This is a genomic window from Kitasatospora sp. NPDC091257 (genome assembly GCF_044757675.1).
In the GTDB taxonomy this organism is placed as follows: Bacteria; Actinomycetota; Actinomycetes; order Streptomycetales; family Streptomycetaceae; genus Kitasatospora; species Kitasatospora lactacystinica.
Window position 1 is genome coordinate 1 of the sequence record NZ_JBIVVI010001490.1, and the last position, 1,894, is coordinate 1,894.

Genomic DNA, 1,894 nt, shown 5'->3' on the forward strand with positions numbered 1-1,894 from the left:
GGGCCCGGTGGTGCCGGTGGTGCGGGCGGATCGGGCGGGCAGCGGACCGTCACCGTCCAGGCCGGGGACAGCCTGTCGGCCATCGCCCAGCGGGAGCTGGGGGACGGGGAGCAGTGGCCGAAGCTGTTCGAGGCGAACAAGGGGGCGCAGGCCCCGGACGGGGAGCAGCTGACGGACCCGGACGTGGTGGTGCCGGGGATGGTGCTCACGGTGCCGGGGGCGGGAGGTGCCGCACCGGCGCCGGCGCCCGCACCGGCTCCTGCCGACCAGGCCCCGGCACCCGCCGACCAGGCCCCGGCGCAGGGCGCACCCTCGCAGGGCACGCCGCAGTCGGCCCCGGCGCCCGCGCCCACGCACGCACCGGCCCACGCGCCCGCCCCCGCCGCGCACGCCGACCCGGCCCCCAGCGACGACTACACCGTCGCGCTCTCGGCCTCCACCGTCGGCGTCCTGCTCGCCGCCATCATGGTCGGCGCCGTCGCCCACAAGCGCGGCGGCCAGCAGCGCGCCCGCCGCCCCCGGCACCGCATCGCGATGCCCGACGCCGAGGCCGCCGCCTTCGAGAACGAGCTGATGGCCCGGCAGGACCAGGCCGGACTGGAACTGCTGGACCGCGCCCTGCGCACCATGGCCCGCAACACCGTGCGCGGCGGCAAGCGGCTGCCCGCCATCGTCGCCGCCCGGATCACCCAGGGCCAGACCATTGAGCTGCACCTGTCCGGCCCGGCCACCCCGATCGCGCCGTTCCGCGCCGCGCACGCCGCCAACGTGTGGTGGTGCAGCGCCGACTCGGGCGACCTGCTCAGCCCCGGCCAGGCCCGGCGGACCGCCGCGCCGTACCCCGCGCTGGTCACCCTCGGCACCTCGCCGGACGGCTCGGTGGTCCTCGCCGACCTGGAGGCCGTCCGGCTGCTCCACCTGTCCGGCCACCCGGACGACGCCCGGGACGTGCTGCGCACCCTCGCCATCGAACTGGCCCACAGCCCGCTGGCCGACCGGCTCCACCTGCACCTGGTGGACCTCGCCGAGGAACTGCCGATCAGCGGACCGGCCGCCGAACGGGTGCACCGCCACCCCACCCTGGAGGCCGCGCTCGCCGCCCTCGGCCCGCGCACCGCCAAGGCCCGCGCCACCCTGGTCGCCGCCGAGGCCACCAGCCCGCGCGAGGCCCGCAGCCGGGGCCAGGCCGACGAGTCCTGGACGCCCGAGATCGTGCTCTGCGCCCACCAGCCCGGCGGGGACGTCCCGGCCGAGCTCGGACGCCTGCTCGATGCCCGCCCGCGCACCTGCGTCGCCGTCATCACCCGCGCCCCCGAGCGCGGCACCGGCCCGGTCGCCCGCTGGACCCTGCCGACCTCCGGCCAGGCCGCGATCCCGGGCCTGCACCTCACGGTCGAGCTCCAGCGGCTCAGCGGCCACCAGTACGACCAGGTCGCCGAGCTGCTCCGGGCCGCCGACGACACCACCCAGCACCCGGCCCCGGCCTGGACCCTGGACGGGCCGGAGGACGACCCCGACACCGCCGAACTGCCGGCCGCCGTACCGGTGCTGGCCGCCGTCGGGGCTTCGGCTGTCGGGGCTTCGGTCGGCGGGTTGTCGGTCGGCGGGTTGTCGGTCGGTGGGGCCTCGGCCGTCGGGGCCTCGGTCGGCGGGGCGGAGGAGGGCGCGGACGCGGCCGCCGGTCCGCGGCTGCTCGCCCGGGTCATCGGCACCGGGGCCAGCCCGTTCGCGGGCACCGATCCGGTGACGCCCGCTCCGGGTCCCGCCGCCCTGCCGCCCGCGGCTTCGGCTGCGGTCCCGGCTCCGGCCCCAGCGCCGGTTCCGGCCGGTCCGGCGCGGTTCGTCGTCAACGGGCAGGGGAGGCAGGCGGCCACCGACGAGACCACCCGGGACC

Annotated in this window: 1 protein-coding gene; it reads left to right on the plus strand. The window is 78.8% G+C overall.

What is annotated here, in order from left to right; all coding sequences use genetic code 11:
* A partial coding sequence (locus tag ACIQOV_RS39630; protein WP_401055763.1) for a LysM peptidoglycan-binding domain-containing protein occupies positions 1–1,894 on the plus strand: 1,894 nt, incomplete at both ends.